We start from the raw sequence: 15,318 nt of genomic DNA, 5'->3' as shown, positions 1-15,318 counted from the left end.
AATTATTAAAATTGAACATTTAAACCAAAAGCATACACTTTGTTCTGTGGATACCCCAAAAATGTACCACTCCCCGAACGTTCTGGATCCAGCCCCGGATAATCTGTTTTTGTGAATATATTATCGCCCGATACAAATACTCTAACTTTATTTATCCCTATTCTATTGGTAACTAAAGTAGGAATGGTATATCCGATGGTTAGGTTTTTTAATCGTAAATAACTTGCATTCTGCAGATAGTAGCTCGATGGTCTTCTGATTTTAGCTGGAGCATCAAATCCCCAGTAAATACGAGGCATTGTTAGTGAAGGATTTTCCTCCGTCCAGCGATTTCTCCATTCGGTTGTAGGTGGTGAACCTTGAACAAAAGGAACAGTTCCCCAATTATTGACAAATAGATTTCGTCCCTGTACTCCCTGAAACATAAAAGAGAGATCAAAATTTTTCCAACTTACATTTCCTGTTAAAGCATATTCAAAAGATGGAAACTGTCCTTTCATATAAGTACGATCTAGATCATTGATTATTCCGTCTCCATTCTGATCCTTAAAAATAAGATCACCAGGCTTCGTATCATCATTATACTGTTTAGGTGCATTTGAAATTTGTTCTTCGTTTTGAAAAATTCCTACCCACTCTAGCATATAAAAGGTATCCCAAGGTCTTCCTTCTTCTCGAATCGTATATTCTTGGATTTCTTGTTTCCCCAGTTTGACCACCGTATTTTTAAACCGGTCAATATTTCCACCAATACTATAAGACAATCCTTCAAATGTTCCCGATGCTATTTTATTGGAATATCTAAGACTTAGTTCCATACCTTGATTGCGCATTGTACCGCTATTCACATTTGGAGCCTCCAAACCTACGACTCCCGTAATTTGCGATTGACGGAGGACATCAGACGTAGTTTTACGATACCAATCAAATGTTAGGTCCAAGCCCTTGAAAAAAGTCAAATCAGCACCAATATCAGCTACAGATGTCTCTTCCCAGATCAGCCCTTGGTTTGCAAGTGCTGTTTGCGCGGCACCTGTACTTAGATTCGAGTTGTCAAATGAATAATTGCCTATATAATTTAGTATCTCTTGGTATGGATAAGGATAGGAATTATTACCAGCTACGCTGATATTGATATTTTGATTACCAAGTTTCCCATAAGAAGCTCTCAATTTTAAATTATTCAACCAGTTTAAATTTGCATTTTTCAAAAATGACTCTTCAGAAACACGCCAACCAGCTGATACAGAAGGGAAAGCTCCCCATCGTGTATCTGGGTGCATACGCGATGTACCATCATATCTCAAATTAGCTTCAAATAAATACCGTTGTTTATAGTTATAGGTCAATCTACCAAAGAAAGATCTTAGCGCCCATTCATAGGCTGATCCATTCGAATTTTGTACCGCTAAACCTCCGGCATCGATCTCCTTCAAGTTATTATTAAAGTAATCACGACGATAGCCATATAGGTATTCTTGTCGGTTAGATTCTTGGCTATATCCAGCCTGAACTTCAAGATTATGAACATCAGCAAATATATTTTCATACTTTAAATAAGAAAATACATTGGTATATCTGTTTTCACGACGCGTATTTCCCAATCCTTTTCCACCGACATCCAGATCGGTAGCAAATTCACCCGTATGGTAATTATATAGGGGCACAACTGGTCGCCAATCAGATTCATTATCGAAGTCTCCTACTAGAGCTGCTTTTGAGTACCAATTCAACCCCTTGGTAAGCTTGACATCAAACCAACCTTGAAAATTAAGGGAGTAATCCCTATTTTTCCATAGCACATCGTTGTCCACGATAGCCAATAAATTTTTGTTGTTATATTCAAAGTCATAGGCTTTGAATGTATATCTTCCATCTGGAAGTTGAGGTGCATAGGTAGGTGCTTGTGACAAGGTAGCAATAAACGCATCCTGTGCTCCCTGTCTCGGTCGTTTCGTATCTCCTTGTTTTGCACTGATATTTGCTCCAATTTTTAACCAATCCGCTACTTTGGAAGTCATGTTTAACCTCACATTATATCTTTTATAGTCAAACCCCTTCATTACACCAGGCTGATCAACATAGCCTAAAGATAGATTGTATTGTGTATTTTCACTACCTCCACTGATGCCTAAATTATGCTGATGAACAAATGCAGGATTAAACATAATATCCAGCCAATCAGTATTAGGGTATTTTACACGATCTGTAGCATTACGATATAAATCAATCGTCTCTTGCGGATATAAGCCACTATTAATGCCATTGTTTAGTTTAGCCTCATTCCATAATTCCATATATTCGGCCGAATTAGTAATCAGATCAAACAATTTTGTCGGAGTATGTATGGATCCGTTTGCACTATAATCAACGGTAATACGACCAGCCTTTCCCATCTTTGTTGTCACTAAGATGACACCGTTTGCTGCTCTCGAACCATATACCGCTGCCGAAGCTGCATCTTTTAAAACGGATACATTTTCGATATCATTCGGATTGACATCAGACAGGTTTCCTTCTACACCATCAATCAAAACCAATGGATTATTTCCAGCATCACTAAAAGTGCCCTGACCACGCATACGAATCGTCAATCCTTCACTTCCTGGCTCTCCTGAATTTTGAATGATACGTAATCCCGGCACCTGTCCCTGAAGCATGGATCCGGCATTCGTTACGGGTCTCCTCACCAAATCATCTCCCTTCACCGTCGCAACCGCTCCAGTAAGATTTACTTTCTTTTGCGAACCAAAACCTATCACTACGACTTCATCCATTGCCGTTACGTCCTCTTCTAATTGAATCGATAATAAACGGCTATCGCTTACAGGGACTTCTCGTTCTTTATAGCCAACATACTTCACAATCAACGTTGTCCCAGCTGCGGCACGTAATGAAAATTTACCATTTTCGTCCGTTGAAGTACCTGAACCAGTACCATTCTTCGGCATGATTGTAACACCCGCCAATGGTTGGTTCTTCGTATTCTTAACAGTACCCGTGATCGTTAATTGTTGACTTTCAAGGAATGGTATGGTGATACCATAACCATTCTTATCTACTTCTTTTCTATTCAACATCGCAAAAGTAGATTGTGAGAATATAAAAGCGGTCCCAAGAGACAATAATTGCCACTTCCCTCCCAAGGGGAGCGGCCACATGTTTTTATTTTTCATTGCTTAATCGGTTAGAATTTCATTAGATAATATCAAATAGATTGATATGTAAGTCATTTTTCATTTGTATTCTAGGTTTTACGTTAACTTAATCACAATAATCGAATCTTGTTTGTGAATTGATTTGGGCAGTACAACAGAAAGACCTGTTTGATCTTGATCAAATACTATTTCTTCATTCGACCCCAAGACTGTCACTGAATTAATTCTTTTTGCTTGCTGCAATCCATTGGCCAGTGAGCTGATCTTAACCTTCCCTTGATCAGGTGATCCCATAATGAAGGCATATAAAGCAGGACCTTTTGTGGTAAATCGCACATCCTTTCCACTGAAAGCAATCCCCTTTCCTTCGTTATTTCCGGGTCCATCAAAGTGAGTAGAGAACTGTTGAGCTGGTCCTTCCCCAAAGGTATGCCAAGGTCTTGTACCGATTATCGCCTCTTGGTTTACAGCCATCCAATCACCGATCTCAGACACAATTTTGTATGCTTTATCATCGAGCGATCCGTCTCCGCGAAGCGGTATGCTTAAAAGCAGATTACCATTTTTACTGACCACATCAACTAATGTCTGTAAAACCGTTAAGGCACTTTTATACTGATCACGATCATAAATACGCTTATCATAATGCCATGAACCGATACATGTACATGTCTGCCAAGGAATTGGCTCAATCTTTTGGCTGTGCCCTCTTTCAATATCCCATACCAAACACTTCCTTTGTTGCGCATCTAACAACTTTCCTGTCACAACAACATCTACAACTCCCTTATTTTCTTTCTGACTTTTATTGTAATAGTGTGAGGTAATATCAAGACCTACGGAACTTACCGGCCAAAGAGGTAAGGCCGTATCATCAAAATAAACCAGATCTGGATGATACTTATCGATCAGGTCAACCGTACGTTCTCTGAAATTATGATTATACTTCTGACTTGGGATACTCACTCCAGACCCTTCCTTCCAATCCCATTGCTCAAGCGTTTGATTACCACTTACAGCATTTTGGCTAAGTGCATGCTCCTGAACATATAATTCCTGCGGATCCATACCATCCCACCATTTGCCAAAACCATCTTTTTTGGTGGCTTTTCCATCATAGGCAACGCCTACTTTTCCTCCTTTTTTATCAGATAGTTGAGCAGGCTCGTACCACGTCCATGCATGAGCAGCATGAACGCTCACACCAAAGCGCAACCCCTGACGCTTTGCTGCATCACGCCACCCTTTTATGATATCTTTTTTAGGACCTACACGTGTACTATTCCAGGCATGATGGGTACTATCATACAAATCTAAATTATCATGATGATTTGCCATGGCCATAAAATATTGCACACCAATTTTCCGATAAAACTTTACTAATTGCTCAGGATCCCATTTTTCAGCCTTCCAAGTATGAATCACATCTTTAAATCCGAAAACAGACGGATGGCCATACTTTTCAAGATGATAGTTATATTGATCGGATCCCTCTTTATACATCCCCTGTCCGTACCAATCTCCATACTCAGGTTGACATTGTGGGCCCCAATGAGCCCAAATACCAAACTTTGCATCTCTAAACCAATCTGGAACATTATAACGCTCTAGTGATTGCCAATTCGGATTAAAAGGTGCTTTAGCCCAATCCGGAGTGGCGGAACTAAATTTGCTTAAAAACAATACCGGAATTGTGGCGCCCAGAAACTTAATTGCGCTTCTTCTATCCATCATAATTTATACCTCAGATTTTAAATATTGAAAGAACTAAGATCAACGAGACTTCACTGAGTTCATTCGGTTTATAATTTGTTATGGTTACTTAAACAAAAGTAAAGCTAATCGCTAACAAAATGAGTTACATAATCGACTAAAAATTGCACAAAATCGATAAATAGAAAATATAATAATATTATTTTAGTCAATTTGATGTTAATTGATAAAACTGATAATACTATTCATAAAGATAAAATATACGATCCATCAGCTGCCATTTTTCCATACTGCTCCCACCACTGGAATCTTGATAAATAGACATTTCTTTCTCCCATTCCTCTTGCAAGGGCATTTTTTTCAATTTTTCAAACGCAAGGTGCCATTCAAAATCCAAAGGAGCATCAACTATCATAAACAATTTATTATCAGATAAATATATTTCCATATTAAGGATTCCAACAGCGCGTATTCCATCGCGAATAATTTTCCAATGGTGATCTTCATGATGCATTTGAATATATTTTTCAATCAATTCTTGATCATTTTTAAGTTGTAGCGTCTGACAATATCTCTTAACAGGAACTGAGGTGCTGTCCGACAAGCACTCTTTTTTATTCATAAAATAACAGTAAGTATTTAATTGGAAATTCCCCACACCATATCTATCAAAAAACACTAATAAACAAAGTGTTATCTTTTCATATAGGGATCAAATAGTATTAAAATCAAAATTATGATAAACTGATTTCATCTTTCATGAACGTAATCGACAAAATTAGACACATTATCGACATTTTAAAAATTAGCCATTATACTTTTATGCCTATTTTTTCATACTTTTAAAACATACTCAATAGACTTTCAAAATCATGATGACCAAAGAAAAGAATAAACTTGATTTCACTTTACTTAATATAGGTTATGCGAAGCATGACGGAGACTGGAATTTTAAAAACATTAAAAGTCCATTTGCAAGAATACACTATATCCTAGAAGGTGAAGCAACCATAATTTTTCAAAACACGTCTATCAAACTAAAAGCTGATCACATGTACCTCACTCCCGCACATGTACATCACGGATATGAGTGCAGCTCGACATTATCTTTATTTTATATCCACATCTATGAGAACCCCGAAAGAAAATCCAGCATATTTGATCGCTATATCTTTCCAAAAGAAATCTTTGCGGACAAATTTTTACTTGAACTTGTAAAAAGGTTACATTCCATCAATCCTGGGCGCGAGCTATCCATATATGATCCTAAAAGCTATGACAATTCATCTGAATTAATGAAAAACATTGCTATACAGATCAATTCTCCTTTTGCTTTAGAGGCCGAAAGCCAAGCAATTATACAGCTATTGATCAGCAGATTTTTAGCAGGTGCAACCTCTAGAATACCAGATGTTGACAAACGCTTGTCTCGGGTGCTTGATTATATCGATGATCATCTTCATCAACAGATCTCAATTGATGCCCTTGCCGATTTAACATTCTTATCTAAAGATCATCTTATCCGTCTTTTTAAAAAACATATGGATGTAACCCCTATGAAATATATCAATCAGAAAAAAATAGAAAAAGCTCAACTCATGATGCTGGTGGATGATATCAATATCCAGGAAATAAGCTTTAAATTAGGTTTTGAAAATATATCCTATTTTAATCGATTATTTAAAAAAATGACAGGCGAAAACCCTACAAGTTACAAACGTAGAATAGGAAGATGAGATCCAATGGGATTAAATTTTCAATTTAGCAATCCCTCATCACGCATTGCTTCCCAAAATTCTTTAGGAATTGAACGTTTTGCCATGGATATATTTTCCTGTACTTTTTCGGACTTACTAGTATTTAATGCAACCGATTTTATCCCTTCCACCCCAAAACCAAAGGCAAAACAAGCCTCTGCAGGCTTAATGCTAAATCTATCACAAATCGTCCAAAATTTATCACGCCATTCATAAAGAACACTCCCCTGCCTCGTTTCTCTATCTACTAATTGATAATTATAATAATCACTTCCTACTAAAAATCCTCCATGAAATACAGCGGAATTAATAACCATTATATGCTTATCTGCCAATTGTGAGATAAACGCTAAAAGATCAGGAGAATGATCGTGTAAGGTAAGACTATTGGCAATCATGACCCAATCCAATTTGACATCTTGGGAAATTCGCTGAATGATTTTCCATTTCTTAGCACCTATACCTACAGCCAATACTTTGCCTTCTTTTTTAAGATCCAAAAGTGCACGATATGCCTCCAAAATATCTAAATACCTTTTTTCTTCATCAGCTTGATCTATCGCCTTTTCCAGATATTCGTCTGGGTCGTGTACCGAAACAAGTTGCGCAGTATAGTCTCCTAATAAACTATTTCCCTGATGGAAACACTCCAAAATACCTTCGTAACTGATTTTTTGTACAGCGTCATGTTTAATTCCTTTCCATACGCCTGGTTCAAAGGTCGGTTCTAATCCTACCAATGGCACTCTAAACCAACCCAACTTGTTACTGATCAATACCTTTGATGGATGAACACTTAGATGTTTTAAGCATGTCCCTATAGATTCTAAAGAAAGACCTGCGCCATATTTGCCCGCAGTATCAAACACTGCAAGGCCATCCGAATGTTGTACACATGCCCTTACAATTTCCAATTTTTCATCAAATGGAACTTCATGATATAAATTTCCCAGACTACTTGTACCAAATATAACGTCCGGAATATGCTGTAACGCGGAAATAGGTTCTTGAGATAATGACATTAGATTCTTAATATGAGTAAGTGTTCAAATTAACAATCAAAATGTCTTCGTCGTTAATCATAAATCGATATATAATAGCAATATATCGATATATTAGCATGATTATTTACTATTAACAGCAACATTTCACAACAAAGAAATAATAACAGTTAATTATTCCTTCTACAACTGATTTCTTTAATACCTTTATTATTATAAACATGTAGCGTAAACATTGTTTCTTTCGTTTAGTACATATGAAAAAGATCGTGATATTCACCATGCTCGTAGGCTTACTCTCTAGCTGCTGCAGTATGAAAAATACCGGAGATAGGGACACCATTGTTATTACAGGGAAAATAATTCCTTTAGGAATGACTACTTTTCAGTATGGAACACACATGATAGATGCAGAGAACAAAACTTATGCTTTGAAAAGTATTAAAATAAAATTAGATGATTATATCGATAAATCTGTCACGCTTAAAGGTAAAAAAGTAGCAGGCTATCCTTTAGAAGGAGGACCCGAATTGATTGAAGTATCAGAGATTTCCTCCAAGTAATGATATGAGTAACATACCGGGTTTGCTATCAGGACTAATCAGCAGCATGCCGCTTTCTACGTTATCTACTGAATAAAAAACGATCTAAATACATCCTAAACAACACAATAATTAACTATTTAAATTCCAAAATATATGATTCGTCCATATTCTTTAATATTATGTATTGCAACTGTCATGTTTACCAGTTGTCAAAACCAAAAAACAATAAGCTCAGCCAATGATGTAAAACAAAATGACTCCACACTACTCACCCTTCAAACACATCTAAGAGCAGTAGGTAGTAATTTCTCCACAGATTCGGTACAATTGTCTTTCACCGTGGTCAATCATGCGGATACGGTACAACGTTTTTGCAAATGGGAAACACCCTTTGAACCATTTTTAGGAAAATATATGGACGTTATCGACGAGCAGGGCAACGAAGCACTTTTTAATGGTCCTATGGCCAGAAGAGTAATGCCTCCTCCTGCAGAAAGCTATATTCAAGTACAACCGCATGATAGCGTGAGCACCGTATATAATCTAGCAAAGAATTACACGATGAAACCGGGAAATTACACCGTTAAATACACTGGTGGAGGTGTCAGTGGACTTGATACAGGAAATGAAATCAAAATTGCCATATCTGGGAAATAATTAGTGCAAGCCTACGTGTTTAAAAAAATCACGTAGGCTCTCGGCTTGCTGACACAATATAACTAAATTTGTACAACGATCAAATAAGAAGTGATTATCATTTTCCAGTGAGAGCAAAAAGTACTTTTCATAAGATCGATTCTGTAAATTTTCACTCATTTTAAAGTATCAATATTAAAATACAAATTCTGGTAAATATCTTTATAAATTTTAAGAAATTAAATTATTTGTCGAGCATAATCAGCAATTAGAAGATGAACAGCAGTCATATTTATATACTAAGTGGGTTGGGTGTAGATAGAAGGGTATTTTCAAGAATAAACTTCGAAGGTTTACCTATAGAATATTTAGATTGGATGTATCCGGTTGCACAGGAGTCAATGGCATCTTATGCCAAAAGATTATCATTAAAAATAACAGCAAAAGATCCTATCTTAATTGGACTCTCTTTCGGAGGGATGATGGCGATAGAAATCGCTAAAATCATTAAAGTGCAAAAAATTGTATTACTAGCCTCAGCAAAAGGCACTGAGGAAATACCCATACTTTACAGAATCATAGGAGGGCTAAAACTTAATCATATTCTCCCTAATGCCTTGCTCAAAAAACATAATATACTTTTGGATTATTTCTTTGGCATAACCTTAAAACAAGACAAATTGATGCTCAAACAGATATTACGGGATACTGATCCACAATTCTTAGTATGGGCAATCGATAAAATCTTAAACTGGAAAAATGAAATAATTTCCGCTGATCTCATTCATATACATGGAAGCAAAGATCGTATAATCCCCATTAAAAATATCACTCCGTCTTATGTGATCGAACATGGAGGTCATTTTATGACCATGACTCATGCTAAAGATATCGAGCTGTTATTAAGAAAACTTTTGATTAAACACTCGTAGAATACTAATCAAATACCGGTTTTTCATATCGTTTCCAAAGTCCCAACTGATTTGATCGCGCATAATCTTGTCCTTTATTAACTTTTTTTATTACCACTATAATCTACACCTTCACATCTAAGGAATGTATGTGTTGGTACGGTGATAAATTTGAAAAAGTAGACTGCGCTGCTAAAAACCAATCCAATATGGTTATAGCACGTGATAAAAATAGATTATAAAACTTTTAGAGAATAAAGATACTTTGAGTATGGAAGATGTAGGAAAGATAGGGTACTCAAAGATTGGAAATGAGGTTGAATTTTTCACGAGTCCAGTAAATCATCCTGTATAAATAACACCAAGCAAAATCGAAGAATGACCAAATCATCATAAAGAGCGAATGTGAAGAATCAATCTTAAAGTTGCATTCAAATACTAACCTCTTTGAACCATCAAATATATTGTATACACGACCTGTATAGAAGGGAGAACAATTATTGCTTCAGTTTCGCTTCAATCTGCAAATTTCTCTTTTCCACTTCCTCGAGCATATGCATTGTTTGAATAACAAATGAATGACCTTCAATCGGAGTAATCGGTTTTTGTCCCAATTCAGTAAAACAATAGAAATCCAATAGTCGTACCATACTTCGAATTGTAGCGACAGTACCTTTCCAATAGTAAAATTGTTCCTTTTTATTATTGAAATGCTTTAATACCAAATCCTCATTGATGATAAGCTTTGGACCTTGACCTGCATTTTTCTGTACATAACTGACCAATAATTCATTATCTACTTTTAGATCGCTCGTGAGAAATAACCCGATCGACTTTTGTTTATGCTTGTTAATAAACACACACATCGAAAGCTGAAGTTCATCGACAAGATTTTTCGTATAAAACGAACCTAATATCAAATTACAAATATTACCCATTATAAAATCAAATTATAGTGTGTGAACCAATTTAAAAACTACATAAGTATAGCTTTAACTTAATATACAAATATAATATTCACAAATAAAGGAAAATTATATTAGATTGATAAAATTTACAATTGTCGTTAGATGCAGATTTGCAGATATCAGTAATAATGACTACATTAATAAGTAATATAAAAAAAAATGAATAGCAAAATTATAGGCGCTGGAAATTATATTCCTTTACATACCGTTACAAATAAATTTTTTGACGAGTCTACCTTCTTTGACGAAAACGGAGTACCATTAAAACAGTCAAATGCAATTATAACCCAAAAATTAAAGGAAATAACTGGAATTGAAGAAAGGCGTTATGCAGAAACTGACCAAGTGGCATCTGACCTTGGTTTTCTTGCTGCACAGAAAGCAATCGAAGATGCTCAGATCGATCCCGAAACCATAGATTATATCATCTTTGCTCATAATTATGGAGATGTTGTGCATGGATCTATACAGTCCGACATGGTTCCAAGTTTAGCCTCTCGTGTTAAACACCTTTTAAAGATTAAAAATAACTTTTGTGTTGCGTACGATTTATTATTCGGTTGTCCGGGGTGGATTGAAGGCGTCATCCAGGCCAATGCATTTATTCAAGCAGGTATTGCTAAAAGATGTCTGGTTATCGGAGCAGAAACATTATCTAGAGTAATAGATCCTCACGATAGAGACAGCATGATTTATGCAGATGGTGCTGGTGCAGTAATCCTAGATGCTAATCAAGATGATTCTGGACTTCAATCTCATCTATCGGCTTCTTTCACCCTTAATGAAAGCGATTATTTATATTTCGGTAAATCTTACTTCCATCAGGATTCAAATACCAAGTATTTAAAAATGAAAGGACGTAAAATATATGAATTTGCGCTAACAAATGTATCTCAGGCTATGAAAACGTGTTTTGACAATAGCGGTTACTCTATAAAAGAACTTTCTAAGATCATCATTCATCAAGCTAATGAGAAAATGGACGAAGCGATCGTAAGCAGGTTCTATCAACTATACGATCTCCCAAAGCCGCCAAATGTTATGCCTATGATCATTCAGAAATTGGGCAATAATAGTGTTGCAACCATACCTACATTATTAGCAATGATTCTACACGGAGAAATACCCGAGCATTCGATCAATAAAGGAGATATTACGCTATTCGCATCTGTTGGAGCAGGCATGAATATCAACGCATTTGTCTACAAATTTTAAAACTGTCAAAATAAATCCCATGTATAAGTTACTACTAACTTATACATGGGATTTATTTATTAAAATATATTCAACTTATCTTTTATTATTCTACTAAGACACTATTGCCTTCACGAGTAATAACCAGATCCGAAAAATAACCATCCGATTTGTGTCCAGTCCAAAAACCTATTTTGCCACCTGTATTCGGATGAAGAGATTCCACAATAAGAGCAGGATTAGGATCTCCATTTATAAAGGTTTTAATGTTGTTATTATGAATAATAATTTTGACATGAAACCAGTCATTAGGATCGACGGGGATTGACAAAGGAGCTTCATACTTGTCCGGAAAATTCTCCCTTAAATAAGGCCAATCATTTTCAGGGACTGCAATGTACTGTACAGCATGTTTTCTTCTTATTGGATCTTTGGCATGAAAATTAAACGGACGAAAATAAACTGCTTCATATATACTATCACGCATGCCGTGAAAGGCAATTCCTACAAAACTCTCCTGTAAAACATCCTTTCCTTTTACATCAAATTCAATTATCCCATTTTGAAATTCAATTCCTTTTATCCAAGCAATACCAGGATAAGGTTGAGCCTTTACATTCACGATTGACCTATTATGCTGATCTTTTAAAACAATTATTGTTCTATTTATCACTTCGAATACCTCATGCGAGAGAACTGGTTTAAGAATAATTTCTTGTGCACGGGTGCTTAATGTAAGGCTGATAAAAGTAATGATACATAGAAAAATTTTAAATCTATTCATCTTTAACATGTGTTAGGGTTTGAAATTTATATTTAATTAATTTATTGTTCGGCAACTAAGATATTTATATGCTGGATAAGTTGTATATTCAAAGCCATTCAAGTCTTTTCAAGATTGATCACAAGAAATATATGTTTAAAAATCAACAGCTTATAGATAAATGCAAAGAATTGATCGAAAACAAACTTGGTTGGGGAAATAGCTCTTTGTGGCAATCTCAAGATTTTGAGAATCTGAGCAATCTGATATTCGAACAGACCAATGTCATGCTAAGTGCCAGTACTTTAAAATGTATTTGGGGTAAAATTCAATATAATAGTACTCCAAATTTGAGTACACTGGATGCTCTAGCAAAGTTTGCTGATTTTCCTAACTGGCGATCTTTTACAAATTCGTTAAATACAAGCCATACTCCAATAAATCGTAAAAAATATGATTTGAAGAATCCTTTCTTTCTTGCTTTTTTAATCTTAGCATGTACACTGTTGATCAGTTTTGCATTCTTCATTAAAGGTGCTAAAAAAATAATCTATAGTCACATCACTTTTTCCAGTAGACCTGTCACCTTTGGCGTGCCCAATACAGTGATATTCAAATACAATGTGAGCAAAAGTAATGCGGACAGTGTTTTTATCCAACAAAGCTGGGATCCTAAAAAAAGATTTAAAGTAGATAAAAATAAACATGAATATACGAGTACCTATTACATGCCTGGCTATTACCGAGCTAAATTGATTCTCAATGATTCGATCGTTCGTGAACATGATATTCTGATAGAATCTAAGGATTGGATGGGAATGCTTCATAGGGAACCAATACCTATTTATTTACCAGAAAAGACGGTTAATCATGGCGATTGGGTTGGAATTAAAGAAACTGATTTAAAGAATGAGCAATTGGATAATCAAAAAGAAGGACCAACACTTATTCTTACCCATGTAAGTAAAAAATTGAATGTTTCCAGTGAAAATTTTGCATTAAAGCTCGAACTACAAAATACTGCTAACCATTACAATAATCCTTGCAAGCAAGCAAGTATCATGTTATTAGGAACTGAAGGTGTGATTACCATTCCTTTATCAACACCAGGGTGTGTTGGGGAACTTAAATTAAGGATTGGTGAAAAGTTAGTTGATGGTATGACAAATGACTTATCAACATTCTCGACTGATTTTAAAAAACCAGTACAAATCAGCTGTATTTCAAAATCAAAATCTATAAAAATTGATTTGAATGGAACGAAGATTTATGAAGGTCGTTTTGCAAAAAGTATTGGTAAAATTGTAGGTGCACGTGTTTCCTTTCAAGGAACAGGTTATATAAAATCTTTTGATCTAAAAAATATATAGAATTAGTGTATCCCCAGACAGATGGATCGATTATAAATTGATAAGATAATATCTACTAATAGATATTAAAATCTATTCATACCTGATAAATAAGAAATTTCGTTCACAATACATTACCCAATTCAAAATTGATTACTTTGGAAAACAAATAAGTCAATTATTGGTTGAAAGAAAATAGGCTTAGATACAAATAAATTAAAATCATGAAAAAAGGCATCATCATTATCTTGTGTTTAAGTACAATCTTATGCTTATTTAATTCTTGTATTTCAAGATTAAGCCGCCCCGCTATCACAGGCTATATTTATGATTATGACAATAAGCCTATCCCTGGCTGTAAAGTTGGAGAAACACATACTGATGAAAACGGAAAATTTTATTTGAAAGAAATCAGGTCAAGTAAATTTTTATTATCAGAGATCATGGTTATGGAGGCTCCGCCTTTATTTTTTGAATTGGACATTGAAAAGCCAGGTTATCAAAGTTATAGCAAAGATTTTTTTAGCAGATATGGTGGCGGTAGAACAAAGGGTGCCATAGACAATCTAGATACCCTATATATTAAACGTATAAGTGAAGTAATCCAACCTGAAGATTATATTTACGACAACTGGCAATTTGTTGCAAATAAAAATCTCGATACCTTATTTGGGATCAATAAAAATTATCGTCTTCAAAACCCAATCACAAATAATCCTAATTTTGACAACAAATTCAATGGCGGATTACTCCATCGATTTGAGAATCCGGTCAAACCCGACACGGCATGGAGTCCCGAATCTTATGATATAGAAACTTCTTATTTAATTAAATTAAGCAAAGATGGAACCTATAAAGGAAAAAAAACAATTACATATCAAAATGCATGGCGTCACCGTAAGGAATACGATCGCATGTATCGTGAGTCTTATACCATTCCCAATAATCAGCAAACGACAAAGGGAAGATTTAAATTTTCAAAGAATATGATCCATTTCGACAGTGCATTTTATCCATCAAACAATTTATATAAAATTGATTCCATAGATCGAGATATCATGATCTTAACGAGAATTGAAAGTAAATAAACACGATCCATACCTTTATTCATGATGCCATTATTAAATGATGATAATAGATAATCAAACCCAATATTTAAAAATTACCATATCCATTGATCATTACTCCTATTGTACTACTAACGTTATGGTAAACAACCATTTTTAATACACTCTTCATTAAAAGGCTATTGGAATCAATTGGAAGATAATACAATCTCTTAAAAAACCATGAACTGTTAGGTATTCGACTACTTTTGCTGTA

Annotated in this window: 13 protein-coding genes; 7 read left to right on the top strand and 6 right to left on the bottom strand. The window is 35.1% G+C overall.

Annotation, left to right across the window (positions count from 1 at the left end):
* Positions 1–5 precede the first annotated feature (5 nt).
* From C8N37_RS10570 to C8N37_RS10560, 3 genes are all read right to left on the bottom strand, one after another.
* Positions 6–3,176, bottom strand: coding sequence for a SusC/RagA family TonB-linked outer membrane protein (locus tag C8N37_RS10570; protein ID WP_108158868.1), 3,171 nt, complete (start codon positions 3,174–3,176; stop codon positions 6–8).
* Positions 3,177–3,254: 78 nt separating this feature from the next.
* A complete protein-coding gene (locus tag C8N37_RS10565; RefSeq protein WP_244914394.1) occupies positions 3,255–4,892 on the bottom strand; it encodes an alpha-L-fucosidase in 1,638 nt (545 codons plus the stop codon).
* A gap of 220 nt (positions 4,893–5,112) precedes the next feature.
* Entirely contained in the window at positions 5,113–5,493 is a 381-nt protein-coding gene (locus C8N37_RS10560) for an L-rhamnose mutarotase (RefSeq protein ID WP_108159065.1), read from the bottom strand.
* A gap of 250 nt (positions 5,494–5,743) precedes the next feature.
* On the opposite strand from C8N37_RS10560, the gene C8N37_RS10555 reads away from it, so the two are divergent.
* Positions 5,744–6,607, top strand: coding sequence for an AraC family transcriptional regulator (locus C8N37_RS10555; RefSeq protein WP_108158867.1), 864 nt, complete (start codon positions 5,744–5,746; stop codon positions 6,605–6,607).
* A gap of 20 nt (positions 6,608–6,627) precedes the next feature.
* On the opposite strand, the gene C8N37_RS10550 is transcribed toward C8N37_RS10555, so the two are convergent.
* Positions 6,628–7,650, bottom strand: a complete 1,023-nt coding sequence (locus C8N37_RS10550; protein ID WP_108158866.1) for an aldo/keto reductase — start codon at positions 7,648–7,650, stop codon at positions 6,628–6,630.
* A gap of 236 nt (positions 7,651–7,886) precedes the next feature.
* Between C8N37_RS10550 and C8N37_RS10545 the strand changes: the two genes are divergently transcribed.
* From C8N37_RS10545 to C8N37_RS10535, 3 genes are all read left to right on the top strand, one after another.
* Positions 7,887–8,192, top strand: a complete 306-nt coding sequence (locus C8N37_RS10545; protein ID WP_146171056.1) for a hypothetical protein — start codon at positions 7,887–7,889, stop codon at positions 8,190–8,192.
* 135 nt (positions 8,193–8,327) lie between these two features.
* Positions 8,328–8,831 (top strand): protease, encoded by a 504-nt coding sequence (locus C8N37_RS10540; RefSeq protein ID WP_146171055.1) that lies wholly within the window; start codon positions 8,328–8,330, stop codon positions 8,829–8,831.
* Positions 8,832–9,085: 254 nt separating this feature from the next.
* On the top strand, positions 9,086–9,742 hold the full coding sequence (locus tag C8N37_RS10535) for an alpha/beta hydrolase (RefSeq protein WP_108158863.1): 657 nt from the start codon (positions 9,086–9,088) through the stop codon (positions 9,740–9,742).
* A gap of 476 nt (positions 9,743–10,218) precedes the next feature.
* Here the strand turns inward: C8N37_RS10535 and C8N37_RS10530 are convergent, their stop codons facing one another.
* Complete coding sequence (locus C8N37_RS10530; RefSeq protein WP_108158862.1) at positions 10,219–10,659, bottom strand: hypothetical protein; 441 nt, start codon at positions 10,657–10,659, stop codon at positions 10,219–10,221.
* Positions 10,660–10,848: 189 nt separating this feature from the next.
* On the opposite strand from C8N37_RS10530, the gene C8N37_RS10525 reads away from it, so the two are divergent.
* Positions 10,849–11,904: a 3-oxoacyl-ACP synthase III family protein gene (locus C8N37_RS10525; protein ID WP_094772434.1), complete on the top strand. Its 1,056-nt coding sequence runs from the start codon at positions 10,849–10,851 to the stop codon at positions 11,902–11,904.
* 85 nt (positions 11,905–11,989) lie between these two features.
* Here C8N37_RS10525 and C8N37_RS10520 read toward each other — a convergent pair whose 3' ends face one another.
* Complete coding sequence (locus C8N37_RS10520; protein ID WP_108158861.1) at positions 11,990–12,667, bottom strand: hypothetical protein; 678 nt, start codon at positions 12,665–12,667, stop codon at positions 11,990–11,992.
* Positions 12,668–12,798: 131 nt separating this feature from the next.
* On the opposite strand from C8N37_RS10520, the gene C8N37_RS10515 reads away from it, so the two are divergent.
* Positions 12,799–14,016: a hypothetical protein gene (locus C8N37_RS10515; RefSeq protein WP_146171054.1), complete on the top strand. Its 1,218-nt coding sequence runs from the start codon at positions 12,799–12,801 to the stop codon at positions 14,014–14,016.
* 203 nt (positions 14,017–14,219) lie between these two features.
* Positions 14,220–15,083, top strand: a complete 864-nt coding sequence (locus tag C8N37_RS10510) for a transthyretin-like family protein (protein ID WP_094772431.1) — start codon at positions 14,220–14,222, stop codon at positions 15,081–15,083.
* Positions 15,084–15,318: the final 235 nt, after the last annotated feature.

Origin of the sequence: Sphingobacterium faecium (assembly GCF_003054045.1) — a bacterium.
In the GTDB taxonomy this organism is placed as follows: Bacteria; Bacteroidota; Bacteroidia; order Sphingobacteriales; family Sphingobacteriaceae; genus Sphingobacterium; species Sphingobacterium faecium.
This window is presented reverse-complemented; position numbering and strand designations above follow the sequence as displayed.

Coding starts and splice junctions, on each gene's coding strand:
- C8N37_RS10570 (WP_108158868.1), bottom strand. CDS start 3,176: ATGAAAAATAAAAACATGTGGCCGCTCCCCTTGGGAGGGAAGTGGCAA.
- C8N37_RS10565 (WP_244914394.1), bottom strand. CDS start 4,892: ATGATGGATAGAAGAAGCGCAATTAAGTTTCTGGGCGCCACAATTCCG.
- C8N37_RS10560 (WP_108159065.1), bottom strand. CDS start 5,493: ATGAATAAAAAAGAGTGCTTGTCGGACAGCACCTCAGTTCCTGTTAAG.
- C8N37_RS10555 (WP_108158867.1), top strand. CDS start 5,744: ATGATGACCAAAGAAAAGAATAAACTTGATTTCACTTTACTTAATATA.
- C8N37_RS10550 (WP_108158866.1), bottom strand. CDS start 7,650: ATGTCATTATCTCAAGAACCTATTTCCGCGTTACAGCATATTCCGGAC.
- C8N37_RS10545 (WP_146171056.1), top strand. CDS start 7,887: ATGAAAAAGATCGTGATATTCACCATGCTCGTAGGCTTACTCTCTAGC.
- C8N37_RS10540 (WP_146171055.1), top strand. CDS start 8,328: ATGATTCGTCCATATTCTTTAATATTATGTATTGCAACTGTCATGTTT.
- C8N37_RS10535 (WP_108158863.1), top strand. CDS start 9,086: ATGAACAGCAGTCATATTTATATACTAAGTGGGTTGGGTGTAGATAGA.
- C8N37_RS10530 (WP_108158862.1), bottom strand. CDS start 10,659: ATGGGTAATATTTGTAATTTGATATTAGGTTCGTTTTATACGAAAAAT.
- C8N37_RS10525 (WP_094772434.1), top strand. CDS start 10,849: ATGAATAGCAAAATTATAGGCGCTGGAAATTATATTCCTTTACATACC.
- C8N37_RS10520 (WP_108158861.1), bottom strand. CDS start 12,667: ATGAATAGATTTAAAATTTTTCTATGTATCATTACTTTTATCAGCCTT.
- C8N37_RS10515 (WP_146171054.1), top strand. CDS start 12,799: ATGTTTAAAAATCAACAGCTTATAGATAAATGCAAAGAATTGATCGAA.
- C8N37_RS10510 (WP_094772431.1), top strand. CDS start 14,220: ATGAAAAAAGGCATCATCATTATCTTGTGTTTAAGTACAATCTTATGC.